Below are 1,147 nucleotides of genomic sequence, written 5' to 3' on the forward strand. Positions count from 1 at the left end.
GCCGCCAGGGCCGGCATGCCGCGTTCGGGCCGGCCGCTCTGCAGGTCGGCCAGGACCGCGGCGCGGCGTTCGATGCCGCGCAGGAACGCGGCCAGGGCGGGCGGTGCGGCCACGCCGTCGGAAGGGGACGCGGCGGTCATCGGAACTCCATCATCGGCGCGATGATAGCGAGGCAGCCGCCACACCGCGCGCTTGACAGCGGCGTCCCGATCGGCTCACCCGCGGCCGTCGCGACGGCCGGTTGTGCACAGCGCCGGAAATTGGCCTGCGACAGGTCTTGTCAAGCCCCCGCGAAACCATGTTGCATCTGTGTTTCACGGCCAAGCTGTTGTTTCGAAAAGAATAAATGCGATTGGCGCTTTTTTGTCCAACTCGTGGCAGAGGCTTGTGAGTCCGTCTTCACGGCGTGGAGCATGCCCGTCATGCACAGCTTTATCCACAGCAGATGTGGATAAATTCGATTCCCCAAGCGCGGCGGCCATTTACGACCGGTTTATCACTTTGCGGGCAGCAATCGCGCGCAACTCCCGCCCCCCGGAACCCACTTTGCGGCGGCCGCTAGGGCCGTGTCACCAATCCCCGAGCATGCCGCGCCGTGATTGCGCGTGCCTGTGGCAAGGAAGAGCGAGGAAGTGGACGTGCGTCCACGCCCGAGCGATGACGCGGCCACGGGCACGCGCAACCACGGCCCTTCGGGTTGGGTCTGGCAGGCGCGCTGCCGACGCCGCGCGGCTTGACCTGACGGCCAGTTAGGCGCTGCGCCCGCAATGCCGGCTGCGCGCCTGCCAGACCCAACGCGGCATGCTCGGGATTGGTGACACGCCCTAGACTAGGCGGATGCCCTCCCCCGCCGCCACGCTCCGCGTCGCCCTGCCCGTGCCGCTGCCGCAGGTGTTCGACTACCTGCCGCCGCCCGGGGGCACGGTCGCCGACGGCGACGTCGGCCGCCGGGTGCAGGTGCCGTTCGGCAACCGCGAACTGAGCGGGGTGGTGGCGGCGATCGGCCAGGTCGAGGACGCCGATGGCCTGCGCGCGGCACTGGCGTGGCTGGACCCGGCGCCGCTGCTGCACGGCGAACTGGCGGAGTCGCTGCGCTGGCTGGCGCGCTACAGCCACGCGCCGCTGGGCGAGGTGCTGGCGACCGCCC

Annotated in this window: 1 pseudogene; it reads left to right on the forward strand. The window is 70.0% G+C overall.

The features are described 5' to 3' along the window. Window positions 1-837 precede the first annotated feature (837 nt). Window positions 838-1,147 (forward strand): annotated as a pseudogene (locus D180_RS15675) (primosomal protein N'); the annotation flags it as partial.

It is taken from the genome of Xanthomonas sp. SHU 166 (assembly GCF_000364685.1).
Lineage (GTDB): Bacteria > Pseudomonadota > Gammaproteobacteria > Xanthomonadales > Xanthomonadaceae > Xanthomonas_A > Xanthomonas_A sontii.